This window comes from Pseudomonas sp. GW821-FHT01E10, assembly GCF_059422365.1.
In genome coordinates, this window is sequence record NZ_JBWKWT010000003.1 from 421,647 (window position 1) to 448,599 (window position 26,953).

Here is a 26,953-nt window from a genome sequence, read left to right on the forward strand (position 1 = left end):
CCACAAAGATTGGGGCGAAGTCACAGAAAGTTTGCAACCTGCCTCAAGCCAGTTAAGGTTCGCTCAGGTTTATCTGCCCCCGAGTTTCTATGTTCAAGCGGTTCATCTACAAAACCCTCGCTTCCCTGCTGCTGGCCGGTGTCACCGTGTCGGCCCAGGCCAATTGGTATCTGGACGGCGAGTCCTCGCGGCTGTCGTTTGTCAGCACCAAAAACGCCAACATCTCCGAAGTGCAGCGCTTTCTGGTGCTGCATGGCAAGGTCGACCCCAAGGGGCTGGCCGAGGTGGAAGTCGAGCTGGAGTCGGTTAATAGTGGTATTCCGCTGCGTGACGAACGCATGCGCAAGGAACTGTTCCAGATCCAGACGTTTCCCGAAGCGCTGATCACCACGCAGATCGATTTGCGGCCAATCAACGACCTGGCGCCCGGTGCGCAACTGGAATTGCGCTTGCCGGTGACCGTCGACCTGCATGGCAAGCAACACCAATACAACGCCGAACTGCTGGCGACCCGTCTCGATGACCGGCGCTTTCAAGTAGTGACCCTCGAGCCTTTGGTGATCAGCGCCGAAGATTTCGACCTGGCCCCAGGCCTGGAAAGCTTGCGCAAGCTCGCCGGTTTGTCGGCCATCAGTCTGTCGGTACCGGTGGGTGCGGTGCTGATTTTCACGGCGCGCTGAAATGCGTGGTGCAATTTTTCCATGGCGCGAAGGCAATCGCTTCGAACTGCTGATCGACGGCCCGCAGTTTTTCCCGCGCATGCTGGTGGCGATTGCCCGCGCCGAAGAACAAGTCGAGCTGGAGCTGTACCTGGTGGAGGCAGGGGCCTGCGCCGAGGCGATGGTTCAGGCGCTGGTCCAGGCGGCCGAGCGTGGCGTGCGGGTACGCTGTCTGTTCGATGACTATGGCAGCCTGGCCTTCACCCTGACTTTGCGTCAGCGCCTGATGGCCGCCGGGGTCGAGTTGCGTTTTTACAATCGGCTGAGCTGGCGACGCTGGGTGGGCAACTTCTATCGCGATCACCGCAAGTTGCTGCTGGTGGATCAATCCCTGGCGGTCGTTGGTGGCACCGGGGTCACCGATGAGTTCTGGTCGCCGGGCGAAGACACCTGCGAATGGCACGAAGTGATGGTGGAAATCACCGGTCCCCTGGTCATCGACTGGCAATTGCTGTTCGACCGCCAATGGATCGCCAACCGCTATCGGCGTGCCTGGAAACCCGTTTCACACTTCGGTCTACCGCGCCTGCCGCGAGTGCCGGTGATGGGCGAGGGCATGGGCCGGGTCGCTTATGCCGACGCCCGCCAGCACCGGGACATTCTGCAATCGCTGATTCGCGCGCTGAACAGCGGCAAGCAGCGAATCTGGCTGGCCACGCCCTATTTCCTGCCAACCTGGAAAGTCCGCCGCTCGCTGCGCCGGGCGGCGAATCGCGGCGTCGATGTGCGTCTGCTGCTGACCGGGCCGCGTACCGATCACCCGTCGGTGCGCTACGCCGGGCATCGCTACTACCCGCGATTGCTCAGGGCCGGGGTGAAGATCTTCGAATACCAGCCGTGCTTCCTGCACCTGAAAATGGTGTTGATCGACGATTGGGTGAGCATCGGCTCATGTAATTTCGATCACTGGAATCTGCGCTTCAATCTGGAGGCCAACCTCGAAGCCCTGGACCCAGGGCTGACCCGAGCGGTGGCGGCGAGTTTCGAGAATGACTTTGCCTTGAGCCAGGAAGTCAGTCTCGAGGCGTGGAAGCGCCGACCGTTGTGGCGGCGGGTCAAGCAGAGGGTTTGGGGATGGGTGGATCGGGTGGTGGTGAATCTGCTGGATCGGCGGGGGTAGGTTTTTTAGATCCAGATCATTCCCACGCAGAGCGTGGGAATGATCAATTAAGCGGGGTTACAGCAACTCAAAGCTCTGCTGCGTCACGTCCTGGGAGTCCAGGCCGATCTCCACGTTGAACTTGCCCGGTTCCGCGGCGTACTTGAGCTGGGCGTTGTAGAACTTCAGGTCATCCTCGGTGATGGTGAAGTGCACGACTTTCTGTTCGCCGGCCTTGAGCAGCACTTTCTGGAAGTTCTTCAGTTCCTTGACCGGGCGGATCATCGAGCCGGTCACGTCCTGGATGTACAACTGCACCACGGTTTCGCCGTCACGCTTGCCGGTGTTCTTCACCACGACGCTGGCGTCGAGCTTGCCGGTCTTGTTCAGCGTGGTCGACGACAATGCCATGTCGGTCAGGCTGAACTGGGTGTAGCTCAGGCCGAAGCCGAACGGGAACAGTGGCCCGGTGGTGTCTTCGAAATACTGCGAGGTGTAGTTGCCCGGTTTGCCGGGAGTGAACGGCCGGCCAATGCTCAGATGGTTGTAGTAGGTCGGAATCTGACCCACCGAGCGCGGAACGGTGATCGGCAGCTTGCCCGACGGGTTGTAGTCGCCGAACAGCACGTCAGCGATGGCATTACCGCCTTCGGTGCCGCTGAACCAGGTTTCCAGAATCGCGTCAGCCTGCTCTTTCTCTTCGAGAATCGACAGCGGACGGCCATTCATCAACACCAGCACCAGCGGTTTGCCGGTGGCTTTCAACGCCCTGATCAGCTCGCGCTGGTTACCCGGGATGTTCAGGTCGGTGCGGCTCGACGATTCGTGGGACATGCCACGGGATTCGCCCACTGCAGCCACTACCACATCAGCATCCTTGGCAGCTTTTACCGCTTCGTCGATCAACACGTTGGCCGGGCGCGGATCGTCCACTACTTCCGGGGCATCGAAGTTCAGGAAGTTCAGGTAATCGAGGATTTTCTTGTCGTCGGTGATGTTCGCGCCACGGGCGTAGATCAGTGTCGACTGCGCGCCGAGGGCATTTGTCATGCCGTCGAACAGGGTGACCGATTGCGCAGGTTTACCGGCGGCAGCCCAACTGCCCATCATGTCGATCGGTGCTTTTGCCAAAGGGCCGACCAGGGCGATTTTCGCGGTTTTCTTCAGGGGCAGGGTATCGCCCTGGTTCTTCAGCAACACCAGGCTGCGGCGCGCGACATCACGGGCCTCGGCGCGGTGCAGGCGGCTTTCGGCGTAGGTGTCGGCCGGGTCATCCTCGGCCTTGCCGATGCGCAGGTACGGGTCTTTGAACAGACCCATGTCGTACTTGGCGGCGAGCACTTCGCGCACGGCGTTGTCGATGTCTTTCTGTTCGATCTCGCCGGATTTGAGCAGTCCCGGCAGCTCTTTGCCGTAGAGCGTGTCATTCATGCTCATGTCGATGCCGGCCTTGATCGCCAGCTTCGCCGCTTCACGACCGTCGCGGGCGACGCCGTGTTTGATCAGCTCGAAAATCGCCCCGTGGTCGCTGACTGCCAGGCCCTTGAAGCCCCATTCCTTGCGCAGCAGGTCGTTCATCAGCCAGGTGTTGGCGGTGGCCGGTACGCCGTTGATCGAGTTCAGCGCAACCATCACCCCGCCGGCACCGGCGTCGATGGCGGCGCGGTAGGGCGGCAGGTAATCCTGGTACATCTTGACCGGGCTCATGTCGACGACGTTGTAGTCGCGACCGCCCTCGACCGCGCCGTACAAGGCAAAATGCTTGACGCTGGCCATGATACTGTCGGCCGCGTTCGCACCGCTGCCCTGCAAGGCCTTGACCATCACACCGGCAATTCGCGAAACCAGGTAAGTGTCTTCGCCGAAGCCTTCGGAGGTGCGGCCCCAGCGTGGGTCGCGGGAGATGTCGACCATCGGCGCGAAAGTGATGTCGAGGCTGTCAGCCGCGGCTTCCTGGGCGGCGATGCGCCCGGACCGGCCGATGGCATCCATGTCCCAGCTCGAGGCCAGGGCCAGGGGAATCGGGAAAATGGTGCGGTGGCCGTGGATCACGTCATAGGCGAAGAACATCGGGATCTTCAACCGGCTGCGCATGGCCGCGTCCTGCATCGGACGGTTTTCGGCGCGGGTGATCGAGTTGAAGGTGCCACCGATATTACCGGCCGCGATTTCCTTGCGGATCAGCTCCCGAGGCATTTCCGGGCCGATGCTGATCAGGCGCAACTGGCCGATCTTTTCATCGAGGGTCATTTGTTTCATCAGATGGCTGATGAAGGCGTCCTTGTTCTCTATCGGTGCGGGCGTCGTGGCGGCCAATACGGTATGACTGGCCAGGCTGACGAACAGGCCCAGCAAACACAGCTTCTTCATGAATGTTCTTCTCAAAAGGCCCAAGCGGCAGTGAATACGCGCCGGTCAGCCAAAATTTGGGGAGCGACTATTGTTGTTTGGGTATTGCTCAGAAAAATGCAGCACACTTCTTACTGCTTTTTCGCTGGGCATCTTTTAGCCCATTGGCTCGATGCAATCCAGTAGCGGCGCAGATTATGCCCCAAGAGCCGGGGTCAAAGTTCGCCGGTTGTTTTATCAACGCAATGTGCAAGGGAGCATCAACCAGATGAATGTACGACACCCCTATCGGTCGAGCCTGCAGGTTGCAGCCTTGATGTTGCTGACCGCTCTGCTGGCCGGTTGCGGCATCAACACGATCCCGACCCTCGACGAACAGGCCAAGGCCGCGTGGGGCCAGGTGCAGAACCAGTACCAGCGCCGCGCCGACTTGATCCCCAATCTGGTGGAAACCGTCAAGGGTTATGCCCGGCATGAGGAAGAAACCCTGACCGCAGTGGTCGAAGCCCGGGCCAAGGCGACGTCGATCCAGGTGGATGCGAGCACGCTGGATAATCCGGAAAAACTCAAACAGTTCCAGCAGGCGCAGGATCAGCTGACCGGCGCGCTGAGTCGGTTGATGGTGGTGTCCGAGCGTTATCCGGACCTCAAGGCCAACCAGAACTTCCTGGCGCTGCAATCGCAACTTGAAGGCACCGAGAACCGCATCGCCGTGGCGCGTCGCGACTTCATCCTCGCGGTGCAGAAATACAACACCGAGCTTCGCACCTTCCCCGGTCGCTTGTGGCACACCGTGTTGTACAGCGACTTGCCGATCCGCGAAACTTTCGAGGCCACCAGCCCCGGTGCCGAAAAAGCGCCTGAAGTGAAGTTCCAGTAGGCGCCGGACCGGGTTTGAAGTGCCACCAAGGAAGAGGTTGCCAATGCGCGTGATGAAAGTGGGCCTGATGCTGTTGTTCTGGGTCTTTGCCCTGACGGCCCAGGCCGGGTTGAAGTTTCCGGAACTGACCGGACGGGTGGTGGACAACGCCCAAATGATCGAGCCAGCGGTGCGCGAGCAGCTGGTTCAGCAGCTTAATGCCCACGAGAAGTCCACCGGCGAGCAGTTGGTGGTGGTCACGTTGCCGGACCTGCAGGGCGCCGACATCGCGGATTTCGGTTATCAGCTGGGACGCTACTGGGGCATTGGCCAGAAGGACAAGAACAACGGCGCGCTGCTGATTGTCGCGCGTGCCGAGCGAAAATTGCGGATCGAAGTCGGTTATGGCCTGGAAGATCGCCTGACCGATGCGCAGAGTTCGGTGATCATCAATCAGGTGATCACGCCGGCGTTCAAGGCCGGCAATTTCAGCAAGGGCATCAGCGATGGCGTTTCGGCGATGCTGGTGGTGCTGGGGGGCAATCCGCTGAACGAGCCGTCGACGGTGTATGAGCCGCGTGGCAATCAGGAGAGCGATTTCGTTGCGCGGCATCCGGGAATATTCGTGTTCCTGGTGCTGCTGTTTATCCTGACGATATTCGTCGGCCAGATGTTCGGTATTCTGCCAAGTGGAGGGGGTAGAGGCCGGGGTGGTTTCGGTGGCGGAGGTTTTGGCGGCGGTGGCGGGGGCTTCAGTGGCGGCGGGGGCAGTTTCGGCGGCGGTGGTTCGTCGGGCGGCTGGTGATGACACGGCGGGAAACACAACAACAATAGCGAGCAGGCATTCATAAACATGGCATTACTGACTGAACACGAACAACGCAAAGTCGCCGAGGCGATTGCCCGGGTCGAGCGCGACACCGACGCCGAACTGGTGACAGTGCTCGCGGCCCGCGCCGACGACTATGCGTATATCCCGCTGCTCTGGGCCAGCCTGTTGGCGCTGGTGGTGCCGGGTATCGTGCATTACCTGACCGGTTGGCTGACCATGCACAGTCTGTTGCTGGTGCAATGGGTCAGCTTCATCGTGTTGTGCCTGGTGTTCCGGATTCCGAAAGTCACCACGCGCCTGATCCCGCGCTCGGTCCGTCACTGGCGTGCGTCGAACCTGGCGCGTCGGCAGTTCCTGGAGCAGAACCTGCACCACACCGTGGGCGGCACCGGCATGCTGATTTTTGTCTCCGAGGCCGAGCGTTACGTGGAAATTCTGGTGGATGAAGGGATTTCCAAACGGCTGGACAACAAGAATTGGGACGCGATTGTGGCGACGTTTACCCAGCAGGTGAAGCAGGGGCAGACGTTGCAGGGGTTTGTGACGTGCATCGAGGCGTGCGGCGAGTTGCTCAAGGTGCACGTGCCGGTGACCCAGGTGCGCAATGAATTGCCGAATCGGTTGGTGGTGTTGAGCTGAATCAAAAAATCGTCCGAACGCGGCCCGAGCTTTCGGCAGCTTTTGTGGCGAGGGAGCTTGCTCCCGCTGGGCTGCGAAGCGGCCCCAAAACCGGCAAACACACGCTGTCAGACACACCTCGTTGTCTGCTTTGCGACTGCTGCGCAGCCGAGCGGGAGCAAGCTCCCTCGCCACAGAATCTTTGCCGTTTGGCAAATAACAGTGTTCCTGAACCGCATCCCCCCTAAAATACCCGCCATTCCCCGATTCGCACCGCCCGAGGCCGTTTTTTCCATGTCTGTCACCGCCACTCCCGCCAGCCTCGCGCCGGATCACCACGCCCAGTTCATCGACCTGCTGCAAACCAGCCTGGACGCCAATGCCTTCATCAAACTGGTGCTGGCCAAGTACGTTGGTGGCGAAGCGGACTTGCAGCGGTTGATCATCAAGCAGCTGACGGTCAAGGATCAGCCGTGCCTGTCCTTCGTCTACCGCTACAAGACCCGCGACATCACCAAGAACCTGCCGATTGCCGAAGGTGTGGCGACCATTGCCGCGCTGTTGCCGGCATCGTTCAAAAATGCGCATTTACTGTCACTGACCGACGAAGCCCAGCTCGAATACAGCAAAAAGGGCAAATCTTCGCTGTTCAAGAGCAAACCTCAGCAATTGCGTGAAGTGCCGTCCGCCGAGCACAACCGCGAGAAGAACCGCTTCCTCGACCTGAACCGGCCGTTCCTCAAAGACCTCGGCGTGACCAACGCCCAGCATGAGCTGATCCCGGCGATGTCGCGCAAGTGGAAGCAGATCAACAAGTTCATCGAAGTCTTCAGCCATGCGCTGACCTCCTCGCCGCTGGCGCTGGACAAACCGGTGCGGGTGGCGGATTTCGGCTCGGGCAAGGGTTACCTGACGTTCGCGATCCATGACTACCTGCGCAGCACCCTGAAAGCCGAGGGTGAGGTGACCGGCGTCGAGCTGCGCGAAGACATGGTCACACTGTGCAACAGCGCGGCGGCGAAGCTGGAGCATCCGGGGCTGGTGTTCAAATGCGGTGACGTGCGCAGCGTGGCGCCGAGCGAGCTGGATGTGATGATCGCGTTGCATGCCTGCGACATCGCCACCGACTATGCGATTCATACCGGCATCCGTTCCGGCGCTGCGATCATCATGTGCTCGCCGTGCTGCCACAAGCAGATCCGCCTGCAGATCCAGAGCCCGGCGCTGCTCAAGCCGATGCTGCAATACGGCCTGCACCTGGGCCAGCAGGCGGAAATGGTCACCGACAGTTTGCGTGCGTTGTTCCTGGAAGCCTGCGGCTACGAGACCAAGGTGTTCGAGTTCATCTCACTGGACCACACCAACAAGAACAAGATGATTCTGGCGGTCAAACGCGCCGAGCCGGTGGACCCGGCTCAGTTGTTGGTGAAGATTCAGGAACTGAAGGATTTCTACCACATCAGCGAGCATTGCCTGGAAACCCTGCTGCGGGCTGACGGGTTCCTGGTCGCTAAGGCTTGAGCTGAACCCCCGCCGGTAACGTGCCCGGTTGCGCCGGGCGCACTGCGGTCTTGCGCCCGAGCATCACCGTCACGATCACCCCGGCCGCAAACAGCCAGGTAATCGGCTCGACGTGCTCACCGAAGAACAACGCCGAAAACGCGATGGTGAAGAAGATCTGCAGCAACTGGATCTGACTGACCCGGGCGATGCCGCCCATGGCCAGCCCGGCGTACCAGGCAAAGAAGCCGATGAACTGCGAAAACAGCGAGACATAACCGAAGGCCCACCAGGTCCTGGCCGAAATCTCGCCCTGATGTTGCAGCGCCAGATACAACACCGGCCCAATCAGCAACGGCGTCGACAGCACCAACGCCCAGCAGATCACCTGCCAGCCGCCCATCTCCCTGGCCAACCGGCCGCCTTCGGCATAGCCCAACCCACCCACGGCAATCGCCCCGAGCATCAGCAAGTCACCGGCCTGAATACTGCCGGCTCCGCTGATCAGCGCATAGCCGAGCACCAGCGCACTGCCCAGCGCGGCGCAGGCCCAGAAGGCTTTCGACGGACGCTCATGGGACAGCCACGCGGCATACAGCGCCACGCACAGTGGTTGCAAACCGTTGACCAGTGCGCCGTGGGAGGCGGGCAGTGTCTGCATGGCCCAGGCCGACAGCACCGGGAAGCCGAGGATGACCCCGGCGATCACCAGTGTCAGGCCTTTGACCTGTTTCCAGGTGGGCCATTTTTCCCGGCGCCACAGCAATAACAGCGCAGCCGGAATTGCCGCGAACAGCGCCCGGCCAAGGCCGTTGAGCAGCGGATGGAGTTCCTGCACGACGATCCGTGTGAAGGGCAGGGTCAGGCTGAAGATAACGACGCCGAGCAGGCCGAGGGCCATGCCGGTGTTTTCGCGCGAGGACATGATGGATGACCAGAATTCAGGGTGGCGGGAAGTTTCTTTATCTAGCCATAAACCTGAGGCTTTCCGCTGTTACAGCTGGGTGCAGAGTTATCCGTACAGTTAAGCGCGGTCCCTGTGGCGAGGGAGCTTGTCGGATCGCCGCACCGTCCCGTTCGGCTGCGCAGCAGTCGCAAAACCAGAGACCATCGATTGATTGACGAAGCCGGTAGGGCCGCTTCGCGCCCCAGCGGGAGCAAGCTCCCTCGCCACAAAAAGCCAATCCAGTTCATATCGTCCGTAGTAGTCGGTTATTACCCGACCCGCCGGATAAGGACTACCTTGAATACTCCTGCAGGCCCACGCATTTTCCAGAGGAGTCCTCCCCATGGCTGCTAAAAAAATCCTGATGCTGGTTGGCGATTACGTCGAAGACTACGAAGTGATGGTGCCCTTCCAGGCGCTGCTGATGGTCGGCCACACGGTGCATGCCGTTTGCCCGGACAAAACCGCCGGCCAGACCGTGCGCACGGCGATCCATGACTTCGAAGGCGACCAGACCTACAGCGAAAAACCCGGTCATCTGTTTGCCCTGAACTTTGATTTCACCAAGGTCGATGCGGCGGACTACGACGCGCTGCTGATCCCGGGCGGTCGTGCGCCGGAGTACCTGCGCCTGAACGAAAAAGTCCTGGCGCTGGTGCAAGCGTTCGACAAGGCTGGCAAACCGATCGCCGCCGTATGTCACGGCGCGCAATTGCTGGCCGCCGCCGGTATTCTTGAAGGTCGCGAGTGCAGCGCCTACCCGGCCTGTGCCCCGGAAGTGCGCCTGGCTGGCGGCACGTACATCGATATCCCGGTGACGGAAGGCCACGTTCAAGGCAATCTGGCCACAGCCCCGGCCTGGCCGGCGCACCCGAGCTGGCTGGCCGGTTTTCTCGGGTTGCTGGGCACCAAAATCACGCTGTAACGAGGGACCTGCCCATGTGCGAGCTCTACGTCAAGGCCGATCCGATTCTCTACGAATCGCGCTCCCGCTCGCTGCGCATCTGCGGGGTGGTGACCACCCTGCGGCTGGAGAACCAGTTCTGGGACATCCTCAGCGAAATCGCCGAGGTCGACGGCATGACCACCAATCAGTTGATCGCCAAACTGTATGAAGAGGTGATGGACTACCGCGGCGAGGTGGTGAATTTCGCCTCGTTCTTGCGGGTCAGTTGCATGCGCTATTTGAGCCAGCGCCGGGTGCAGGCACCTGAGTTGTCGGTGGTGCGGACGGGGGTGAAGTAGGGCGGCTTTTGTATCGGCCTCGGGGGCGCCTTCGCGGGCAAGCCTCGCTCCTACGGATGTACGCCATATCCGCGATCACAGATATCTGTAGGAGCGAGGCTTGCCCGCGAAGAGGCCGGTACAGGCGACAGAAAACCTGGCTTGGTCTTTACTCTGACGCGCGAAACCTCTCAATCGCCAAGGAGAACAAGCATGTCTGGATGGTACGAAGTGAGCAAAACCAGCAATGGTCAGTTCAAGTTTGTGTTGAAAGCGGCCAACGCCGAAACCATTCTGGTCAGTGAGCTGTATACCACGCGCGGTGCGGTCGATAGCGGAATCGCCTCGGTCCAGGCCAATAGCCCGCTGGACGAACGCTACGAGAAAAAAGCCACCAAGGATGGCCATCCTTACTTCAATCTGAAGGCCGGTAACCACGAGATCATTGGCAGCAGCGAGTCTTATTCATCCGATGCCGCGAGGGAAAAAGGCATCGCCAGCGTCAAGGCCAACGGTCCGACCACGGTGATCAAGGACAAGACCTTGCCGGTGTTTTAAACACACCGCATACCCACTGCGGGAGCGAGCCTGACGGCTCGCTCCCGCAGTGGTTTTGTGTGTTCCCGACGATCAGCGCAACGCGTTCAACAAACCCTGCAACTGACTGCGGCCAGTCTCGCCGAGTGCAAACACCGGCAACCGCGGGTCGCCCGCTTCCAGCCCGACCAGGCGCAAACCGGCCTTGATGGTCGCTGGCAGACCGCCCTTGAGGATGAAGTCCAACAACGGCAACTGGCGATAGAACAGTTCGCGAGCCTTGCTCAGATCATTGGCCAATACCGCTTCGTACAAGTCGAGATTGAGCTGCGGGATCAGGTTCGGCGCCGCTGTGCACCAGCCTTTGGCGCCGGCCGCGAACGCTTCCAGTGCCAAGGGATTGCAGCCGTTATAGAACGGCACCCGGCCTTCGCCCAGCAGTTGCAGTTTGTGCATGCGCTGAATATCGCCGGTGCTCTCCTTGACCATGGTGACGTTGTCGACCGCGTTGAAAATCCGCAGGATCAACTCCACCGACATGTCGGTGCCGCTGGTGGCCGGGTTGTTGTAGAGCATGATCGGCACGCCGATGCTCTCGCCGATGGCGCGGTAGTGGGCGAGGATTTCCGCCTCGCTGAGTTTCCAGTACGACGCCGGCAGCACCATCACCACATCGGCACCGTGGGCCTCGGCGAAACGCGCGCGGCGCACGGCTTTGGCGGTGGTCAGGTCGGACACGCTGACGATGGTCGGGACGCGTTTGGCGACGTGGCGGAGGCTGAATTCGCTGACTTGATCCCATTCCGCGTCGCTCAGGTAAGCGCCTTCGCCGGTGCTGCCCAATGGGGCGATGGCGTGGACACCGCTGTCGATCAGGCGGTCGATGGAACGCCCGAGCGCGTCGAGATCAACGCCTTCGCCCTGGGCGGTGAACGGGGTGATGGTGTAGCCGATGATGCCGTGAATGTTTACGGTCGACATGGCGTCTCTCCTTTCAAGAATGAGTGGGGTCAGTTCAGGCAATCGGCGTGTTGGCGCAGGTTCTGCCGGGCGTAGTAGTTGAACGCGGCGGCGTGGCGCTTGGGCTTGGATATCCAGTCGTGGGCTTCACGGCCCAGCTCGGGAAGAATCGGTTTGATGACACCGGCGGCCATGGCCAGCAACTGCAACTTCGCTGCGCGTTCGATCAGTTGCGCAATGACACAGGCCTCTTCGATGGTCGCGCCGGTGGACAACTGGCCATGGTGGGAAAGCAGGATCGCCCGCTTGTCGCCCAAGGCCCCGGCAATCAGTTCGCCTTCTTCATTGCCCACGGGCACCCCCGGCCAGCCTTCGAGAAACGCGCAGTCGTCGTAGAGCGGGCAGAGGTCCATGTGGGAAATCTGCAGCGGTACTTCCAGCATCGACAGCGCCGCGACGTGAGTCGGGTGCGTGTGAATGATGCAGTTCACGTCCGGCCGGGCGCGGTACACCCAGCTATGGAAGCGGTTGGCCGGGTTGGGCATGCCGTGGCCTTCAAGCACTTCCAGGTCTTCGTTGACCAGCAACAGATTGCCTGAAGTGATCTCGTCGAAACCCAGGCCCAGTTGCTGGGTGTAATAGGTGCCCGGTTGCGGGCCGCGAGCGGTGATTTGCCCGGCCAGGCCGGAGTCGTGGCCGTTTTCGAAGAGAATGCGGCAGGTCAGGGCCAGCTTTTGCCGGTCGGTCCACGTATTATCCGCCAGGGTGTTTTGCATCTGTGTCAGCGCTTGCTTGACCAGTTGCTCTTTGGGTAGTGCTAATGTCTTGGCCATATCGGTGTCCTTTGGGTGGGGCATGCAAATGACACTAAAGAGGCTATATGACACTTTGTGTCATTGGCAAGGATAAATCGTTGCCTCCTTGATGGGTTAATCGCTCTACATGTCTATCCGTTTGAAATTATTGAGAAAAAAACTTGGCGTGACGCTGGAGGCCCTGGCCGAAAAATCCGGCATGACCAAGAGCTATCTGTCGAAAGTCGAGCGCGGGTTGAATACCCCGTCGATCGCCGCCGCGCTGAAACTGGCCAGGGCGCTGAACGTGAAGGTCGAGGAATTGTTTTCCGAAGACAACGTCAGCCTCGACAGCTACAGCCTGGTGCGCAACGACGAACGCCAGTCCCTGGCCGCCAACGACCAGAGCCCGGGTTATGCGGTGTTGGCCCATCAGGTCAGTGAGCGCAGTCTGTTGCCGTTCATCATTTACCCGCCGAGCGAGTTCACCGACAAAACCTTCAAGGAACACCTGGGGGAAGAGTTTCTGTTCGTCCATGAAGGGCAGGTGGAAGTGGACTTCATGAACGAGCGGGTGCTGCTCAATCGTGGGGATGCGCTGCACTTCAACGCGCAGAAACCGCATCGCCTCAGGTCAGTGGGCGAGGTGCAGGCGCAGTTGTTGGTGGTGGTGCATAGCAGCGAGGAATGAGGTTATCGGGCTTTTGTGGCGAGGGGGCAAGCCCCCTCGCCACAGGTCAGACCTCGACCGGCACGGTCAGCTTAGGGTTACCGAGCGCATGCGTCTTCGAATCAAAAAAACGCAACGCCACACCCGTCCCCTCGAACACCTTCGCGTAATGCCGCTTTTGATGCTGGATGAACGCCTTGCTGCGCGGGTAAATCGAGATCGCTACCACCTTCGGCTTCGCCTGTCGCAGTGCATGAGCGATGTGACTGTCCTGCTCGCCAAGGGCATGCCCGAAGATGCACAACCCGTCACCGTGGCCGAGTAACTGGTCGTAGCAGAACGACAGATAATCCGAACTGCGAATCGTCTTGAGCTTGTCTTGCGCTGGGCCTTCGTTGACGAACAGCGGCACGTCGTCGAGGGTCTTGATCGTATTGTTGATCGCGAAATTACCGAGCAACGTTCCCTCGGTCGACATCAACTTGCGCGCGGTGCCGTCCTGATTGCGCACCAGATGCAGGCCGCCGTGCAGGTACAGCAAACGTGGTTTGTCGGTGGCGCTGGCACTCAGATCGAAGCCGGGTTCGGCACCCTGGAACAGGTCGGTCACGACGTCCGGCCGATGCTGGATCGCCCAATAGCTGAGCAAGTCGTAGTTGGTGGTGAACACCGTCCGATAGCTGCCCAGTTCCTGATTGATCGTCGCCAGCGTCGAAGGCTTCACCAGCCGCCACGGGATATGCACCGCGTGCACGGTGTTGATCAGCGCTTCCTTGATCGCGTAGTAGCGATTGCGCGGTGCCGCAGAGCTGACGGCCAGGGCCTTGTTGACCCGGCTGGTGGTCTTCAGCGCCCCAAGCACTTGTTCAAAACTGCGCGTCTGCATCGCGTCGAACACGCTCAGCTCGGACTGGCTCAGCGGTTTTTCTTCGACGGTGCGGGCATTTTCGAACAGCGAGTCGTAGCCGAAGTCGTCCCACACGGCGCGGCTGGCGCCGTTACCCACCAGCAGGCCGCCGAATGAGGCGGTGGTGCGCAAGGCGTTCCAGTCTTCAAGTTGGGCATCGACATCCTGGAAATCGGTCATTGCGTTTGTCGTCTCGAAGCAAAAGGTCTGATGGACGGCGACTTTATCACGCCCGGGCGTTGAGCCAGATCAACATACCTCGTGACTGATCGGTCGACCCTGTGCGCACCCGCCGAATCGGCATTGCCGATTCGGTTTCAGCCAGGAGACTCGCGCATGAGCAGTACGTTTTTCATCCCCGCCGTGAACATCATGGGCACCGGTTGCCTCGACGAAGCCATGGACGCCATTGGCAAGTATGGTTTTCGCAAGGCGCTGATAGTCACTGACGCCGGGCTGGCCAAGGCTGGCGTGGCATCGAGGATTGCCGAGAAACTGGCGTTGCAGGACATCGACTCGGTGATCTTCGACGGCGCCAAGCCGAATCCGAGCATCGCCAACGTCGAGCACGGCCTGGGCCTGCTCAAGGAAAGTCGCTGTGATTTCGTGGTGTCTCTGGGCGGCGGTTCGCCTCACGACTGCGCCAAGGGTATCGCCTTGTGCGCCACAAACGGTGGGACGATCCGTGACTACGAAGGTGTCGATCGGTCGGCCAAACCCCAGCTACCGTTGATCGCGATCAACACCACCGCCGGCACTGCCAGCGAGATGACCCGTTTTTGCATCATCACGGATGAATCGCGCCACGTAAAAATGGCCATCGTAGACCGCAACGTTACGCCGCTGCTGTCAGTCAACGACCCAGAACTGATGGTCGCCATGCCCAAGGGCCTGACCGCCGCCACCGGCATGGACGCATTGACCCATGCCGTCGAAGCCTACGTCTCCACGGCAGCCAACCCGATTACCGATGCCTGTGCGCTGAAAGCCATCACATTGATCAGCGACAACCTGCGCCAAGCCGTGCAGGACGGCAGTGACATGATCGCGCGGGAAAACATGGCCTACGCGCAATTTATGGCGGGCATGGCGTTCAACAATGCGTCCCTTGGCTACGTTCACGCGATGGCCCATCAGTTAGGCGGGTTCTACGACCTGCCCCATGGTGTGTGTAACGCGGTGCTGCTACCTCACGTGCAGAGCTTCAACGCGCTGGTGTGCGCCCCTCGCCTGACCGACGTTGCCCACGCGATGGGGGCCGACATTCGCGGGCTCAGTCCGGAAGAGGGCGCGCAGGCGGCGATCGCGGCGATCCGCAGCCTGGCCAGGGATGTGGACATTCCCGCCGGTTTGCGTGAGCTCGGTGCCAGGCTCAATGACATCCCGGTCCTTGCCAGCAATGCCCTGAAAGACGCCTGTGGACTGACCAACCCACGGGCGGCGGATCAGCGGCAGATCGAGGAGATTTTCCGCAGCGCGTTCTAAGCGGTTCGACGGCCGGGCGCGAGCACTACGCAAAGCAGCGCGCCCAAGGCCAGCAAGGTGCATAACAGCGACAAAGGCCATGCCTGCTGGCTGGCTATCAGGCTGGCGATACCGCCGATAACGGCGGCCATCAGTTGATGAATGAAACCGCTCAACGCCATCGCATAAGCACCGCCGACCGGGGAACCGTGGTTGGCCAGGGACAAGCTGATTGGGTAAATCAGCGATTGGCCGAATACTGCAAAACAATAGGGCAACCAGAACAGCAGCGCGATAGACGTGCCTGCGAGGCTACCCAGCAACATGACTGCGCTGCCGGCCAGTATCAGCCCGACGCCCGCCGTCATCAGCCATTGCTGACCGGTATGCAGTACGAAGCGATTGACCGCCACGGCCCCGAGAAAGTACGCCGCGCTGATGGGCCAGCCCAACAAGCCGTATTCCACTGCCGACCACTTGAAGGCGCCTTGCAGAATCAGCGGTGCAGCGGTGTTGAACGCGACAATCACCCCATACCCCAAGCCACCGGCGAGGGCCGGTAACAGGAAGGCCCGATGCCGCAGAATGTGCCCGTAGCTCGTCCAGGCGGATGATGGTGTGTTCTCTTCTGCCAGCATCGGGAACGTGACCCGCACCACCACCAGCGCCATCAACAGGCTCACACCACCCAATAAGTAGAAAATCGCTGACCAGCCCAGTGTCACCTGGATGATCGACCCCAGGTATTGACCGATACCCAGCGCCACCACAAAGGAAATCGATATCCAGGACAACGCCTTGGCCAGCAGATCGCCGCGAAAACTGTCGCGGATCAGCACCCGGGCCATGACTGAAATCCCGCTGGCGCCAATCCCCTGAATCAGGCGAAAAACCAGGAACGATTCAAGTGTCTGGCCCAGAGGCAGGGCCAGGTTGCCCAGCCCATAGAGGCCGAGCGCCGCGAGCAATACCGGCTTGCGGCCAATGCGTTGGCCCAGGCTGCCCCAGAACAGCATCGGCAGCGCCATGCCGATCAGATACACCGCCAACCCCCATGAAACCTGTGAGGCATCTGCGGACAGATCCCGGGCAATATCCGGCAGCGCCGACAGATAAATGCTCATGCCCAATTGGGCGAGAAAAACCGTACAGCAGGTGATCAGGAGGGTGGTGCTGCTCTTCATTTAATCTTCCCTGTTTTTTCAGCCGCCGATGTCCCGGCCGTGAGCACGTAAAAGCTCGGTGATGAGTCCACAGAAATGGCGGATCAGCGTTGTCCCCATGTCGGCGCGCAGGGTGATTCTGATGGCTGCCTTGCCTTGTGCAACCACCGGGAAAAAGACTGCCGAGGTGAAGAATCCGTGATTGGCCAGTTCAATGGCGATGTGGTTGGCCAGCGATGCCTCACCGCAATTGACCAGTCGAATCGCCATGTTGCTGTTGTGTTGTGCGGTTCGTATGAGGCTGTCAAAGAGGCGGATATTAACCTGAAGCTTTTCCTGCAGCTCGGCGAATTCCAGGGTGTGGTGTAGCTGGATGGATGCCCGGCCCGCGCCAATGGCTGCACTGTTCAGGCTTTGCGACCAGTTGCTGGGGCCGCCGTAACGCGCAATGAGCTTCTTCTGCCGTTCACTGCCCAGCATCACCAGACCGCCGCTGGCGCCGAACGACTTGGCCAGCGAGGCGACGATGAGGCAGTCATCATCCAGGGTATGCAGCCTGGGACGCACAAGACCGGCGCCGAATGTTCCTACAGAGGAAAGCGCGTGGGAGTCGTCCAGATAGAGAAACAGCCCATAGCGGTCCTTCAGATACAAAAGGCTGTCCATGTCCGCAACCCCGCCCATGCTGTAGGCGCCGTCGGCGACATACGCGACCCTGGTGTGCTGTTGACACAGCGTCTCGAGGAAGTCCATGTCGTTATGCGGGCACGTCACGACCTTCGTTTCATCGGCACAGGCGGCTTTGAGGTGGCTTATCGAGTAATGCGCCGACCGGTCGAAAGCCATCACCGGAGGGCTATTTTCCGTGAATACGCCGCTGGCCAGCAGTGGCAGGATCCCGGCACTCGCCGCGCTGCACGACAGAGTGCTCAGGCAACTGGCGCCGAACAACTCGGACAGTTCGGTTTCGTATTGGTCCAGAATCGCCAGCTTGCAGCGGTTCTTGGAATTGGCGATGCGAAGTGTGCCGGTTTCCCACAGCGTGGTCATGGCGCCGTCGAGAATATCGGGATGGTGATCCAGCCCCAGGTATGACGTCGTACAGAAATCATGAAACGCTCTCCCGTACTGATCCAGCATGCGGTTGGCACTTTTTATCTCAACGTTGAGCCCCGCGATTTTTCCGGTTTCGGCGGCCTCCCAATCATGGTCAGCCAATGAAACGAGTTTGCGGTAGTTGGTGAAGGTGTGCGCCGTGTACGGTATCTGGCTCATGTGTAAGTGACATTCCTTGAATGAATCTATCCGTGGGTTTGTTGCAGTTTGTGTGTGTTGCCAGACTTTACAGAGAGTCCCGATGGGCTTTGAATCGGCTGTTTCCGGTAGTACTGAGAGTTGTAAGAGAATTAGTTGTAGGGCGATGCCCTGGGGTGCTGTGGGTAATTGGATGGCGGGCACGAATCGAATCCGGGCTATCCTGCCGACTCAGTCGAACCGAAATCATCGAGCCCTGCCATGCTGCAAAAAAGCCTGATCCGCCGCCTCGACCTGATCACTCTCCAGCTGTTTGTGGCCGTTCACGAAGAGGGCACCTTGACCCGTGCCGCCGCCCGCGAAGCGATCGCGGTGTCGGCGGCCAGCAAGCGGTTGATGGAGCTGGAGGAGGCGCTGGGCATCAGCCTGTTCGTACGCCAGGCCAAGGGCATGACGCTGACACCGGCCGGTGAAACCCTGCTGCACCATGCCCGGCAGATGCTGTTCAACGTCGAGAAAATGGGCCTCGAACTGGGCGAACACAGCCACGGTGTGCGCGGTTATGTGCGGATGCTCGCCAACCTGTCGGCGATCATTCAATTCCTGCCCGAAGACCTGCGGGACTTTTCCGCGCGCCATCCGCAGGTCAAGACCGACCTCGAAGAGCGCCCCAGCAGCGGGGTGATTCAAGGCGTGCTCGATGGCGTGGCGGACCTCGGGATCTGCTCCAGCGACAGCGACGTCAAGGGGCTGCACAGCGTTGTTTATCGCCAGGACAAACTGGTCGTACTTATGCCGGCCGATCATCCGCTGGCGAGTCGTTCGGCCTTGGCTTTTGCCGACACGCTGGACAGCGATTACGTCGGTCTGCATTCGGCCAGTTCCATCAACATGCGCACCCATGCGGCCGCGCGCAAGGCCGGCAAGGTGCTGAGGTTGCGGATCCATGTGCCGGGGTTCGACGCCATGTGCCGGATGGTCCAGGCCAACATGGGCATCGGCATCCTGCCGCTAAAGGCCTACGAACTGTTTGGCCGGGCGCTGGGGTTGCACGCGGTGCCGCTGACGGATGACTGGTCGGATCGTGCGTTGATTCTGGTGGTGCGCGATGAAGTGGCGCTGTCGCCGGTGAGCCGGATGTTGTTTGAGCATTTGCGCGGCCAGACCTGACAGTTCTCGATTGCATGGACGAGCATTCGCGTTTCGCGAACGGTCGTTGCCAACAGAAGGTTGGATTCCATGCCACTCGGTCCTCTAGCCTTGGCGCATATTCCAAGAACAAGAGGTACCCCCGCGATGACTGCCCCCTTGAGTGCAATCAAAGTGATCGAGATCGGCACGCTGATCGCCGCGCCGTTTGCCGCGCGCATGCTGGCCGAGTTCGGCGCCGAAGTGATCAAGATCGAAGCCATGGGCCAGGGCGATCCCCTGCGTAAATGGCGCAAGCTGCACGAGGGCACTTCGTTGTGGTGGTACCTGCAATCGCGAAACAAGAAGTCCCTGGCGCTGAATCTGAAATCCCCTGAAGGCATCGAACTGGTCAAGCAACTGGCGAGCGACGCCGATGTGCTGATCGAAAACCTGCGCCCCGGCGCCCTGGAGAAACTCGGCCTGGGCTGGGACGTGTTGCATGCCCTCAATCCCAACCTGACGCTGGTGCGCATTTCCGGTTACGGCCAGACCGGCCCGTACCGTGATCGTCCGGGTTTCGGGGCGATCGGCGAGGCGATGGGCGGGATTCGCTATACCACCGGTACTCCCGGTTCGCCGCCGGCCCGAGTGGGGGTGAGTCTGGGGGATTCCCTGGCTTCGCTGCACGCGGTCATCGGTGCCTTGATGTCGCTGCTGCGGGTCAAGACCGGGCAGGGCGGCGGGCAAGTGGTCGATGTGTCGTTGGCCGAAAGCGTGTTCAACGTCATGGAAAGCCTGGTGCCGGAATACGACATGCTCGGTCATGTGCGTGAGCGCAGCGGCGGGGCGTTACCGGGTATTGCGCCGTCCAACACCTACCTGACTGCCGACGGTGCCTACGTGGTGATCGCCGGCAACAGCGACCCGATCTACAAGCGTCTGATGGCGGTGATTGGCCGGGCCGACCTGGCCGAAGCGCCGGAGTTTGCGCATAACGATGGCCGCGCCGCCAAAAGTAATGTGCTCGACGCAGCCATTACTCACTGGACCAGCAGCCTGCCCATCGATGAGGTGTTGGCGGCTCTGGAAGCTGCCGAAGTCCCGGCCGGGCGCATCTATTCGGTGGCCGACATCGTTGCCGATCCTCACTATCAGGCGCGGGGCATGCTGCTCAACGCCGAACTGCCGGGCGGTGCCACGGTGAAGATGCCGGGCATCGTACCGAAAATGTCCGAGACCCCTGGTTGCGTGAACTGGTCGGGGCCGAGTCTGGGTCAGCACACCGACGGCATCCTCGCGGGGCTGGGCCTGACTGACCAGGACATCGAACGGTTGAAAGCTGAAGGGGTGGTGCAATGATCATTGATTATTCCCAGACGCTGATCGTTCAGGAGGTTTCCCCGCGTGACGGCTTGCAGATCGAGCCTACCTGGGTCGAAACCGCCGACAAGATTGCGTTGATCGATCAGTTGTCGCTGGCGGGTTTCAGCCGCATCGAAGCCGGTTCGTTCGTGTCGCCCAAGGCGATTCCGGCGCTGCGCGATGGCGAGCCAGTGTTCAAGGGCATCGCCCGACAGCCGGGCGTGATCTATGTCGCGTTGATCCCTAACCTCAAAGGCGCACAACGGGCACTGGACTCGGGGGCTGACGAGCTGAACCTGGTGATGTCCGCCAGCCAGACCCATAACCTGGCAAACATGCGGATGCGTTGCGAGGCGTCATTGGCCGCGTTTGGCGAGATCGTCGAGTTCGTTCGCGGCACGCCGGTGCGGCTCAACGGCAGCATCGCCACGACCTTCGGATGCCCGTTTGAAGGCACGATCGATGAGGATCGCGTGCTGCAGATTGTCGAGGCTTATCAGGAGCTCGGCATTACGGGCATTACCTTGGCCGACACCACCGGCATGGCCAATCCACGTCAGGTCGACCGCTTGGTGCGACGGGTGTTGCAACGGGTTTCACCGGCTGATCTGACCCTGCATTTCCACAACACGCGCGGCCTCGGTCTGTGCAACGTACTGGCAGCTTACGAGGCCGGAGCCCGGCGCTTTGACGCAGCCCTCGGTGGTCTTGGCGGTTGCCCGTTTGCACCGGGTGCCTCGGGCAATATCTGCACCGAAGATTTGGTCAACCTGTGCGATGAAGTCGGCATTCACACCGGCATCGACTTGCCGTTGTTGCTGCGATTGTCGCGAGGCTTACCCGCATTGCTGGGCCATGAAGTGCCCGGGCAGCTCGCCAAGGCCGGACGTAACTGCGACCTGCACCCGACACCGTCCTGAACCCACCGAACAAACACTGTAGGAGCGAGGCTTGCCCGCGAAAGCGGTCTGACATTCAGTATCGATGGAGGCCGACACACCGCCTTCGCGGGCAAGCCTCGCTCCTACAAAAGCCGCAACGAACCAGACAACAAAAACAATCGGACGCCCACGGGACGTCTGCCTGGAGAAACCACGATGAGCCTCAATGTTCTGGAGGCGGGCGTGAGCCCGTCCGTTAGTCACGACGCCGAAAAAGCCCTGGTCCGCAAAGTCGCCTGGCGACTGATGCCGCTGATCATGGTCTGCTACCTGTTCGCGTTTTTCGACCGCATCAACATCAGCTTCGCCAAATTCCAGTTGCAGGCCGACCTGAGCCTGAGCGATACCGCTTACGGCCTCGGCGCCGGGCTGTTTGTAGTCGGTTATGTGATCTTTGAAGTGCCGAGCAACATGATGCTTTACAAGGTGGGTGCCCGGCGCTGGATCGCCCGGATCATGATGTCGTGGGGGCTCGCGACGGCGGCCATGGTCTTCGTCAATAGCGAATGGCAGTTCTACGCCCTGCGTTTCGTGATCGGTGCGATGGAGGCGGGTTTTGCGCCGGGCGTGCTGTATTACCTGACGTTGTGGTTCCCGCAGCACTATCGCGGGCGCATCACCTCGATGCTGTTTCTCGCGTCGGCGTTTGCCGGGCTGGTTGGCGCACCGTTCTCCGGGTTGGTGCTGCAACACCTTGATGGCTTCCTCGATATGCGCGGCTGGCATTGGCTGTTTCTGCTCGGTGGCGTTCCTTGCATCGGCCTTGGCTTGTTGGTGCTGACCGTGCTCAAGGACCGCATCGAAGATGCCCATTGGTTGACCCCGTCGGAGAAGACACTGCTCGCCAGCCGTATCGCGCACCACGAACCCCACAAGAGCGGCGGCTCCTTGCTGGCCGCACTCCGGATTCCGGGTTTCCTGATGCTGGGGCTGATCTACTTTCTGATTCAGGTGGCATCCTACGGCTTGAATTTCTGGGCGCCGCAACTGATCCGCAGTGCCGGCACCGAGAGCCCGGTGATGATCGGCTTGCTGACCGCCATTCCCTACATCTGCGGCGCCATCAGCATGGTGGTGATCGGGCGGTTATCCGACGCCACCGGTGAGCGGCGCAAGTTTGTCGCAGGTCTGGTGGCGGCAGGCGCGGTGGGTTTCTTCTGCGCAGGAATTTTCGCCAACCACACGACTTTCCTGATTGTTGCCCTGGGCTTGCTCGGTGCCGGGATCATCGCGTCCATCCCGAGCTTCTGGACCCTGCCACCGAAACTCCTGGCCGGTGCCGGGGCAGGCGCCGCTGGCGGGATCGCGGTGATCAATACCCTTGGCCAGTTCGGTGGGATCGTCAGCCCGGTCATGGTCGGGCGGATCAAAGACCTGACCGGCAGCACCACCCCCGCGTTGTACGTCATCGGTGTCGCCGCGCTGATCGCCGCTGCGTTGTTGCTGTGGGGGTTGCCGCAGAAGCTGCGCACGCTCGACAAGTTCTGAAGTTCGCGGCGTCAGAAATACCGCTTTCGCGAGCAAGCCCGCTCCCACATTGACCGCGTCGGGCACAGGATTCGTGCCCGCCGCCACTCCCTGTGGGAGCGGGCTTGCTCGCGAAGACTGACTCTCAGCCAACAAAGCCCCCGTCGGCTGTACGCTCAAGGATGTTTAAGCTTTACTCTCCGCTCGCGACCACCCAGAGAGACTCAAGGTTACCCAACCCATGCTAACCGGCCTCAACCACCTGACCCTCGCCGTCACTGACCTGAACCGCAGCGTGGCGTTCTATCGCGATCTGCTGCAACTTCAGCTTTCAGCCACTTGGGACACCGGTGCCTATCTCTCGCTACCCGGTCTGTGGCTGTGCCTTTCTTTCGATCCACGGCGCGAATCCACGCCCGCCGCCGACTACACCCATTACGCCTTCAGCCTCGAAGCTGTGGACTTCCTGCCGTTCGTCGAACGCCTGCGATCCGCCAACGTGCGGGAATGGCGGGATAACCGCAGCGAAGGTGCGTCGTTCTATTTTCTCGACCCGGACGGGCACAATCTCGAGGCGCATGTCGGGTCTCTGGCGTCGCGGCTGGCGGCTTGTCGGCAGCGACCCTATGCGGGGATGAAGTTCTTCGACGATCAGTGAGTCGATGTTCGGCGTCCTGAGATAGAATTGCGCCCCTTCACCCGGCGTCCTCAGGAATTTCCATGACTCCATCGCTGCTAATGGCCGTTCTCGCCTCGGGCTTCATTTATGGCATTACTCCGGGGCCCGGTGTGCTGGCGGTGTTCGGCATCGGCGCGGCACGCGGACGGCGGGCCGGGGCGGGGTTTCTGTGCGGGCATTTGCTGGGCGACGTGGTCTGGTGCAGCACTGCACTGATCGCGATTGTCGGTGCGCGGGAAATCGGCAGCACTGCCTTCGATGTGCTGGGTGTGCTCAGCGGGCTTTATTTGTTCTGGCTGGGCCTGCGCGCGGTTCGCGCTCGTCGCGCCAGTGCCGAGGCGCCTCAGGGCCCGGCGCGGCAGCCATTCTGGCACGGCATCCTGTTCGGTCTGACCAACCCCAAGGCATACCCGGTGGCGGTGGCGACCTTTACTGCGCTGTTGTCCAGCCGTGCAGAGTTGCTGCATTGGTCCATGTTGCCCTGGTTGATCATCTTGAGCTTCATTGGTGGCCTTTTGGCCTACGCTATTCTCATTGGCATCGTCGGTGCGCGTCAGGTGCGCACGTTGTATCAGCGTCATGAACTGGCGATCACCCGCTTGTGCGGGGTTATGTTCATCGGTTTCGCCATCAATGCCCTGGTACATGCGCTGCCAGGGCTGGTGACGAACAAGGCTTGAGGCTGAACGCAGGGAAGCGTCGGCTGCACAGTCATCGCTCGGGCGTATGACCGGTCAGGGAGGGTTGTTCAATGTTGCATTGTCCGGACATGCTCTCGGCATCATGGAAACCAGAAATTCCGCGCCACTGGCGAGTTACATCGATCTCTTGCTGGACGCCGTCTGTGCGGTGGACAAACAAGGTCGCTTCGTATTTGTCAGCGCGGCCTGCGAGCGCATTTTCGGTTACACCCCCGACGAGCTGATCGGCCAGTCGATGATCGACCTGGTTCACCCTGCCGACCGACAGCGTACCCTCGACGCCGCGCGGGAGATCATGGGGGGCGAACCCAAGCTCAACTTTGAAAATCGTTATCTGCGCAAGGACGGCCGGGTGGTGCACATTCTCTGGTCGGCACGCTGGTCGGAGGTCGATCAGTTGCGTATCGCCGTGGCGCGCGACATCACCGAGCGCAAACAGGCCGAGTCCCGACAAGCGGCGCTGTATGCAATCTCCGAAGCGGCCCACGCGGCGGAAGATTTGCTGGCGCTGTTCAAACGCATCCATTCGATCATCGGCGAATGGCTGCCGGCGTTGAATTTCTCCGTGGCACTGTATGACGAGCACTGCGCGCGGCTGAATTTCCCCTATCACGTCGACGACCATGAGCTGCAACCCGAGGATCCCGGGACTGTTACCGGGCGTTTGTGCGCAGAAGTGATTCGCAGTGGCTTGCCGATTCTGCTGACCCCGGATCAGGACAATCTGCCGGAAGGGTTTGCGGCATTGGTCAAGGGCCAGGACTCACCCTGCTGGCTGGGCGTGCCGTTGAGTTCGCAAAACGGCACCATCGGCGCTCTGATCGTCAAAAGCGTGCCGGGCGGCGAGCGCTACACCGAGCAAGACAAGGAGTTGCTGCAGTATGTTTGCGCTCAGGTCGCGACCGCGATCGAGCGTAAGCAATTGCACGCCCGGCTCCAGCGCATGGCCCAGTACGATCAACTGACTCAGCTGCCCAATCGCGAATTGCTGCGCGAACGCCTGAAAGCTTCGCTGGCGCTGGCCCGGGCAGACTCCGGTCGAATGGCGTTGCTCTATGTCGACCTTGACCGCTTCAAGCAAGTCAACGACACCCTCGGTCATGCGGTCGGCGACATGTTGCTGCAAGCGGTCGCCAATCGGCTCAAGGGCTGCGTGCGCGAAACCGACACGGTGGCGCGCATTGGTGGTGATGAATTTGTCGTGTTGTTGCACAACATCCACGCCGCCGAAGATGCCGAGAATGTGGCGGGGAAAATCCGCCAGGTGCTGGTTCAGCCCCTGCGTCTGGACGGGCACAACCTGACGATCCAGCCGAGCATCGGCGTCGCGCGATACCCCGAACATGGCACCGAAGAAAAGCAGCTGTTCAGGCATGCCGATGAGGCAATGTACGCCGCCAAACGCCAGCACCATTCACGTCTCGAGGTCTGAAAATCCGTCACCGTTCGTCGCGACGTTGCCAGGTTTTCTAAACCTTTTCAGGCATGGAAATTCATATCCTATGCGGGCGTCTGCTCGCTGTGATCATCACCAAGAGGATGAGAACCATGCCTACTTCAAAAAATCCGAGCCCGGGTAGCGCCATCGATCGAACGAAGGCGTCTGAAGCCGCTCGCAAAGGTGGGAAAACTACCACGACGACTGTTGATAAAGACCCTGCCAAAGGCGGCATGGGCCGCAAAGGCGGTCAGAAAACTCCGTAATAGGTGAAGGTAGTTTTGTTTAATAGACGGGGGCGCAAGCTCCCGTTTGAATTTTCAGGAAGGAGGGCGCGACCATGAGCCGGATGGCCACCCGTTTACGCAATGCCGGTTTTGCCACGTTACTGGGCCTGTGCGCCAGCAGTGCCTTTGCCCAGTCTCCCGCCGAATTCGTCAATGAGGCGTCGGCCCAAGGCATGGCCGACATCGAAGCCAGCCGCCTGGCGCACCAGAAAACGGCATCCAAAGAGGTCAAGGATTACACCATCGTGGTGATCAACGATCGCACCACCGCCAACCAGCATCTGGCGAAAATTGCCAAGCAACTCGATTTACCGGTCGCGCCACGCGAAGAGGTGGTCGACAAGGCCAAAGCCTTGATACCGGAGATTAAGGACGATACCTCTTTCGATCAGGCGTACGTCGACAGTCAGGTAAAAACCACCCAGGAAGCCATCGAGCAACTTCAACAACAAGCGCAGACAACGGACGTGCCGCAAATCAAAGCCTTCGCCGAAGAAACCCTGCCCAAGCTGCAAAACCATCTGCAAATGGCCAGGGCGCTGCAAGCCAGTCGTTAGTCAGTCTGTTGCGCGGGTGACGTCGGTCACCCGCTGCCGGGATCAATCCTGATTCGAATCCTTCTTGGTTTCCTCGACGACCGTGCCGTCCAGGGAAATCGTTTCCCCCTCGCCGAGGGTGCGATATTTCTTTCTCAACGCTTCCAGCTGTTTGAGGTCCAGGGACTCGAGCCCCAGCATCGCGTTCTGCGCGTCCTTGGTCACCCGCAATAACTCATCGATCTTCAAGTGCAAAATGTCCGTGTCACGGTTCTGGGTGTTCTGGATCAGGAACACCATCAGGAAGGTGATGATCGTGGTCGAGGTGTTGATGATCAGTTGCCAGGTATCGTTGAAATGAAAAATCGGCCCACTCAGGCCCCAAAGGACAATCAGAATGATCGCGCCCATAAATGTCCGGGGTTGGCCCGCCCATAGGGAGAGTTTCTGTGCGATTTTCGCGAATTTCATTGCCGTGCTCCTTATAGGGATGCGCCTGATTTTCAGACCGCACGG

General features: G+C 60.4%; 28 protein-coding genes. 20 read left to right on the plus strand and 8 right to left on the minus strand.

Annotated features, from left to right (window positions below; translation table 11 throughout):
• Positions 1 to 89: 89 nt before the first annotated feature.
• Entirely contained in the window at positions 90 to 680 is a 591-nt protein-coding gene (locus AC07V0_RS08485) for a YceI family protein (RefSeq protein ID WP_018926850.1), read from the plus strand.
• A gap of 1 nt (position 681) precedes the next feature.
• Positions 682 to 1,839, plus strand: a complete 1,158-nt coding sequence (locus AC07V0_RS08490; protein ID WP_018926849.1) for a phospholipase D-like domain-containing protein — start codon at positions 682 to 684, stop codon at positions 1,837 to 1,839.
• Between the two features lie 57 nt (positions 1,840 to 1,896).
• On the opposite strand, the gene bglX is transcribed toward AC07V0_RS08490, so the two are convergent.
• Positions 1,897 to 4,188 (minus strand): beta-glucosidase BglX, encoded by a 2,292-nt coding sequence (gene bglX / locus AC07V0_RS08495; protein ID WP_018926848.1) that lies wholly within the window; start codon positions 4,186 to 4,188, stop codon positions 1,897 to 1,899.
• A 247-nt stretch (positions 4,189 to 4,435) separates the two neighbouring features.
• Between bglX and AC07V0_RS08500 the strand changes: the two genes are divergently transcribed.
• The 4 genes from AC07V0_RS08500 to AC07V0_RS08515 all read left to right on the plus strand — a co-directional run bounded on the left by AC07V0_RS08500 (position 4,436) and on the right by AC07V0_RS08515 (position 7,997).
• Positions 4,436 to 5,047, plus strand: coding sequence for a LemA family protein (locus AC07V0_RS08500; RefSeq protein WP_138866209.1), 612 nt, complete (start codon positions 4,436 to 4,438; stop codon positions 5,045 to 5,047).
• Between the two features lie 43 nt (positions 5,048 to 5,090).
• Positions 5,091 to 5,831, plus strand: coding sequence for a TPM domain-containing protein (locus AC07V0_RS08505; protein WP_064619843.1), 741 nt, complete (start codon positions 5,091 to 5,093; stop codon positions 5,829 to 5,831).
• A gap of 48 nt (positions 5,832 to 5,879) precedes the next feature.
• Entirely contained in the window at positions 5,880 to 6,497 is a 618-nt protein-coding gene (locus AC07V0_RS08510; RefSeq protein ID WP_018926845.1) for a TPM domain-containing protein, read from the plus strand.
• Between the two features lie 273 nt (positions 6,498 to 6,770).
• Positions 6,771 to 7,997: a class I SAM-dependent methyltransferase gene (locus tag AC07V0_RS08515; RefSeq protein WP_086944806.1), complete on the plus strand. Its 1,227-nt coding sequence runs from the start codon at positions 6,771 to 6,773 to the stop codon at positions 7,995 to 7,997.
• Here AC07V0_RS08515 and AC07V0_RS08520 read toward each other — a convergent pair.
• A complete protein-coding gene (locus AC07V0_RS08520) occupies positions 7,987 to 8,901 on the minus strand; it encodes a DMT family transporter (RefSeq protein WP_086944807.1) in 915 nt (304 codons plus the stop codon). The genes AC07V0_RS08515 and AC07V0_RS08520 overlap by 11 nt on opposite strands.
• Positions 8,902 to 9,265: 364 nt before the next feature.
• Between AC07V0_RS08520 and AC07V0_RS08525 the strand changes: the two genes are divergently transcribed.
• The 3 genes from AC07V0_RS08525 to AC07V0_RS08535 all read left to right on the plus strand — a co-directional run bounded on the left by AC07V0_RS08525 (position 9,266) and on the right by AC07V0_RS08535 (position 10,704).
• Entirely contained in the window at positions 9,266 to 9,847 is a 582-nt protein-coding gene (locus AC07V0_RS08525; RefSeq protein WP_018926842.1) for a DJ-1/PfpI family protein, read from the plus strand.
• Between the two features lie 14 nt (positions 9,848 to 9,861).
• Positions 9,862 to 10,167, plus strand: coding sequence for a ribbon-helix-helix domain-containing protein (locus tag AC07V0_RS08530; protein WP_018926841.1), 306 nt, complete (start codon positions 9,862 to 9,864; stop codon positions 10,165 to 10,167).
• Positions 10,168 to 10,359: 192 nt separating this feature from the next.
• The gene (locus tag AC07V0_RS08535) at positions 10,360 to 10,704 is read left to right on the plus strand and encodes a YegP family protein (protein WP_018926840.1); all 345 of its coding nucleotides are present in this window, start codon (positions 10,360 to 10,362) and stop codon (positions 10,702 to 10,704) included.
• Between the two features lie 72 nt (positions 10,705 to 10,776).
• On the opposite strand, the gene AC07V0_RS08540 is transcribed toward AC07V0_RS08535, so the two are convergent.
• The gene (locus tag AC07V0_RS08540) at positions 10,777 to 11,664 is read right to left on the minus strand and encodes a dihydrodipicolinate synthase family protein (protein WP_086944808.1); all 888 of its coding nucleotides are present in this window, start codon (positions 11,662 to 11,664) and stop codon (positions 10,777 to 10,779) included.
• A gap of 29 nt (positions 11,665 to 11,693) precedes the next feature.
• The gene (locus AC07V0_RS08545; RefSeq protein WP_019647929.1) at positions 11,694 to 12,476 is read right to left on the minus strand and encodes an aldolase; all 783 of its coding nucleotides are present in this window, start codon (positions 12,474 to 12,476) and stop codon (positions 11,694 to 11,696) included.
• Between the two features lie 109 nt (positions 12,477 to 12,585).
• On the opposite strand from AC07V0_RS08545, the gene AC07V0_RS08550 reads away from it, so the two are divergent.
• Positions 12,586 to 13,128, plus strand: coding sequence for a helix-turn-helix domain-containing protein (locus tag AC07V0_RS08550; RefSeq protein ID WP_086944809.1), 543 nt, complete (start codon positions 12,586 to 12,588; stop codon positions 13,126 to 13,128).
• Positions 13,129 to 13,174: 46 nt separating this feature from the next.
• Here the strand turns inward: AC07V0_RS08550 and AC07V0_RS08555 are convergent, their stop codons facing one another.
• On the minus strand, positions 13,175 to 14,194 hold the full coding sequence (locus AC07V0_RS08555; protein ID WP_018926836.1) for a DUF4917 family protein: 1,020 nt from the start codon (positions 14,192 to 14,194) through the stop codon (positions 13,175 to 13,177).
• Between the two features lie 156 nt (positions 14,195 to 14,350).
• Between AC07V0_RS08555 and yiaY the strand changes: the two genes are divergently transcribed.
• The gene (gene yiaY / locus AC07V0_RS08560) at positions 14,351 to 15,499 is read left to right on the plus strand and encodes an L-threonine dehydrogenase (RefSeq protein ID WP_019580882.1); all 1,149 of its coding nucleotides are present in this window, start codon (positions 14,351 to 14,353) and stop codon (positions 15,497 to 15,499) included.
• Here yiaY and AC07V0_RS08565 read toward each other — a convergent pair.
• Together AC07V0_RS08565 and AC07V0_RS08570 are read right to left on the minus strand one after the other, a co-directional pair.
• A complete protein-coding gene (locus AC07V0_RS08565; RefSeq protein WP_086944810.1) occupies positions 15,496 to 16,662 on the minus strand; it encodes an MFS transporter in 1,167 nt (388 codons plus the stop codon). The genes yiaY and AC07V0_RS08565 overlap by 4 nt on opposite strands.
• Before the next feature lie 18 nt (positions 16,663 to 16,680).
• Positions 16,681 to 17,916 carry an aminotransferase class I/II-fold pyridoxal phosphate-dependent enzyme gene (locus AC07V0_RS08570; protein ID WP_086944811.1) on the minus strand — a complete coding sequence of 412 codons (1,236 nt, stop codon included), beginning with the start codon at positions 17,914 to 17,916 and terminating at the stop codon, positions 16,681 to 16,683.
• Between the two features lie 240 nt (positions 17,917 to 18,156).
• Here AC07V0_RS08570 and AC07V0_RS08575 point away from each other — a divergent pair, with 240 nt between their 5' ends.
• From AC07V0_RS08575 to AC07V0_RS08615, 9 genes are all read left to right on the plus strand, one after another.
• Positions 18,157 to 19,065 (plus strand): LysR family transcriptional regulator, encoded by a 909-nt coding sequence (locus tag AC07V0_RS08575; protein WP_018926832.1) that lies wholly within the window; start codon positions 18,157 to 18,159, stop codon positions 19,063 to 19,065.
• A gap of 126 nt (positions 19,066 to 19,191) precedes the next feature.
• Positions 19,192 to 20,385, plus strand: a complete 1,194-nt coding sequence (locus AC07V0_RS08580) for a CaiB/BaiF CoA transferase family protein (RefSeq protein WP_086944812.1) — start codon at positions 19,192 to 19,194, stop codon at positions 20,383 to 20,385.
• Positions 20,382 to 21,308 (plus strand): hydroxymethylglutaryl-CoA lyase, encoded by a 927-nt coding sequence (locus AC07V0_RS08585; protein ID WP_086944813.1) that lies wholly within the window; start codon positions 20,382 to 20,384, stop codon positions 21,306 to 21,308. Before AC07V0_RS08580 ends, AC07V0_RS08585 begins: the two co-directional genes overlap by 4 nt.
• Positions 21,309 to 21,485: 177 nt before the next feature.
• Positions 21,486 to 22,817: an MFS transporter gene (locus AC07V0_RS08590; RefSeq protein WP_019580877.1), complete on the plus strand. Its 1,332-nt coding sequence runs from the start codon at positions 21,486 to 21,488 to the stop codon at positions 22,815 to 22,817.
• 220 nt (positions 22,818 to 23,037) lie between these two features.
• A complete protein-coding gene (gene fos / locus AC07V0_RS08595) occupies positions 23,038 to 23,454 on the plus strand; it encodes a fosfomycin resistance glutathione transferase (RefSeq protein WP_086944814.1) in 417 nt (138 codons plus the stop codon).
• Positions 23,455 to 23,516: 62 nt separating this feature from the next.
• Positions 23,517 to 24,155: a LysE family translocator gene (locus AC07V0_RS08600; protein ID WP_007935730.1), complete on the plus strand. Its 639-nt coding sequence runs from the start codon at positions 23,517 to 23,519 to the stop codon at positions 24,153 to 24,155.
• Positions 24,156 to 24,258: 103 nt separating this feature from the next.
• Positions 24,259 to 25,608, plus strand: a complete 1,350-nt coding sequence (locus AC07V0_RS08605) for a sensor domain-containing protein (RefSeq protein WP_086944867.1) — start codon at positions 24,259 to 24,261, stop codon at positions 25,606 to 25,608.
• A gap of 116 nt (positions 25,609 to 25,724) precedes the next feature.
• The gene (locus tag AC07V0_RS08610; protein WP_086944868.1) at positions 25,725 to 25,880 is read left to right on the plus strand and encodes a stress protein; all 156 of its coding nucleotides are present in this window, start codon (positions 25,725 to 25,727) and stop codon (positions 25,878 to 25,880) included.
• 74 nt (positions 25,881 to 25,954) lie between these two features.
• Positions 25,955 to 26,458 carry a DUF4142 domain-containing protein gene (locus tag AC07V0_RS08615; protein WP_086944815.1) on the plus strand — a complete coding sequence of 168 codons (504 nt, stop codon included), beginning with the start codon at positions 25,955 to 25,957 and terminating at the stop codon, positions 26,456 to 26,458.
• A 42-nt stretch (positions 26,459 to 26,500) separates the two neighbouring features.
• On the opposite strand, the gene AC07V0_RS08620 is transcribed toward AC07V0_RS08615, so the two are convergent.
• Positions 26,501 to 26,908, minus strand: coding sequence for a low affinity iron permease family protein (locus tag AC07V0_RS08620; RefSeq protein WP_086944816.1), 408 nt, complete (start codon positions 26,906 to 26,908; stop codon positions 26,501 to 26,503).
• Between the last annotated feature and the right edge of the window lie 45 nt (positions 26,909 to 26,953).

Coding starts and splice junctions, on each gene's coding strand:
- AC07V0_RS08570 (WP_086944811.1), bottom strand. CDS start 17,916: ATGAGCCAGATACCGTACACGGCGCACACCTTCACCAACTACCGCAAA.
- AC07V0_RS08555 (WP_018926836.1), bottom strand. CDS start 14,194: ATGACCGATTTCCAGGATGTCGATGCCCAACTTGAAGACTGGAACGCC.
- AC07V0_RS08520 (WP_086944807.1), bottom strand. CDS start 8,901: ATGTCCTCGCGCGAAAACACCGGCATGGCCCTCGGCCTGCTCGGCGTC.
- AC07V0_RS08610 (WP_086944868.1), top strand. CDS start 25,725: ATGCCTACTTCAAAAAATCCGAGCCCGGGTAGCGCCATCGATCGAACG.
- fos (WP_086944814.1), top strand. CDS start 23,038: ATGCTAACCGGCCTCAACCACCTGACCCTCGCCGTCACTGACCTGAAC.
- AC07V0_RS08490 (WP_018926849.1), top strand. CDS start 682: ATGCGTGGTGCAATTTTTCCATGGCGCGAAGGCAATCGCTTCGAACTG.
- AC07V0_RS08605 (WP_086944867.1), top strand. CDS start 24,259: ATGGAAACCAGAAATTCCGCGCCACTGGCGAGTTACATCGATCTCTTG.
- AC07V0_RS08620 (WP_086944816.1), bottom strand. CDS start 26,908: ATGAAATTCGCGAAAATCGCACAGAAACTCTCCCTATGGGCGGGCCAA.
- AC07V0_RS08515 (WP_086944806.1), top strand. CDS start 6,771: ATGTCTGTCACCGCCACTCCCGCCAGCCTCGCGCCGGATCACCACGCC.
- AC07V0_RS08565 (WP_086944810.1), bottom strand. CDS start 16,662: ATGAAGAGCAGCACCACCCTCCTGATCACCTGCTGTACGGTTTTTCTC.
- AC07V0_RS08590 (WP_019580877.1), top strand. CDS start 21,486: ATGAGCCTCAATGTTCTGGAGGCGGGCGTGAGCCCGTCCGTTAGTCAC.
- AC07V0_RS08575 (WP_018926832.1), top strand. CDS start 18,157: ATGCTGCAAAAAAGCCTGATCCGCCGCCTCGACCTGATCACTCTCCAG.
- AC07V0_RS08525 (WP_018926842.1), top strand. CDS start 9,266: ATGGCTGCTAAAAAAATCCTGATGCTGGTTGGCGATTACGTCGAAGAC.
- yiaY (WP_019580882.1), top strand. CDS start 14,351: ATGAGCAGTACGTTTTTCATCCCCGCCGTGAACATCATGGGCACCGGT.
- AC07V0_RS08485 (WP_018926850.1), top strand. CDS start 90: ATGTTCAAGCGGTTCATCTACAAAACCCTCGCTTCCCTGCTGCTGGCC.
- AC07V0_RS08510 (WP_018926845.1), top strand. CDS start 5,880: ATGGCATTACTGACTGAACACGAACAACGCAAAGTCGCCGAGGCGATT.
- AC07V0_RS08550 (WP_086944809.1), top strand. CDS start 12,586: ATGTCTATCCGTTTGAAATTATTGAGAAAAAAACTTGGCGTGACGCTG.
- AC07V0_RS08540 (WP_086944808.1), bottom strand. CDS start 11,664: ATGTCGACCGTAAACATTCACGGCATCATCGGCTACACCATCACCCCG.
- AC07V0_RS08585 (WP_086944813.1), top strand. CDS start 20,382: ATGATCATTGATTATTCCCAGACGCTGATCGTTCAGGAGGTTTCCCCG.
- AC07V0_RS08545 (WP_019647929.1), bottom strand. CDS start 12,476: ATGGCCAAGACATTAGCACTACCCAAAGAGCAACTGGTCAAGCAAGCG.
- AC07V0_RS08600 (WP_007935730.1), top strand. CDS start 23,517: ATGACTCCATCGCTGCTAATGGCCGTTCTCGCCTCGGGCTTCATTTAT.
- bglX (WP_018926848.1), bottom strand. CDS start 4,188: ATGAAGAAGCTGTGTTTGCTGGGCCTGTTCGTCAGCCTGGCCAGTCAT.
- AC07V0_RS08500 (WP_138866209.1), top strand. CDS start 4,436: ATGAATGTACGACACCCCTATCGGTCGAGCCTGCAGGTTGCAGCCTTG.
- AC07V0_RS08530 (WP_018926841.1), top strand. CDS start 9,862: ATGTGCGAGCTCTACGTCAAGGCCGATCCGATTCTCTACGAATCGCGC.
- AC07V0_RS08505 (WP_064619843.1), top strand. CDS start 5,091: ATGCGCGTGATGAAAGTGGGCCTGATGCTGTTGTTCTGGGTCTTTGCC.
- AC07V0_RS08615 (WP_086944815.1), top strand. CDS start 25,955: ATGAGCCGGATGGCCACCCGTTTACGCAATGCCGGTTTTGCCACGTTA.
- AC07V0_RS08580 (WP_086944812.1), top strand. CDS start 19,192: ATGACTGCCCCCTTGAGTGCAATCAAAGTGATCGAGATCGGCACGCTG.
- AC07V0_RS08535 (WP_018926840.1), top strand. CDS start 10,360: ATGTCTGGATGGTACGAAGTGAGCAAAACCAGCAATGGTCAGTTCAAG.